Annotated in this window: 1 pseudogene; it reads left to right on the top strand. The window is 60.4% G+C overall.

From position 1 onward, the window contains the following. Positions 1–84 precede the first annotated feature (84 nt). Positions 85–211: pseudogene (locus tag ACQ4LH_RS22325) on the top strand (DUF615 domain-containing protein); the annotation flags it as partial.

Below are 211 nucleotides of genomic sequence, written 5' to 3'. Positions count from 1 at the left end.
TTTAGCGCCCCCAACTCCCAAGATTCCCCCCCCGGGGGGGCGTCGCCGGCGGCTTCAGTTGTTTAAAAGAGACANTCCTGANCCCTGCTCGACCAGCTGGATGNCCYCCACCCGCCAGTACAACGAACGCTTTCATAACCTGGAGCGTTGGCGCGACCGCTTGCTCAACGGCGACGACGACACCCTGGAAAAATTTGTCGTCGAATACCCC

Source organism: Pseudomonas peli (genome assembly GCF_050563605.1).
GTDB classification, from domain to species: domain Bacteria; phylum Pseudomonadota; class Gammaproteobacteria; order Pseudomonadales; family Pseudomonadaceae; genus Aquipseudomonas; species Aquipseudomonas peli_A.
This window is presented reverse-complemented; position numbering and strand designations above follow the sequence as displayed.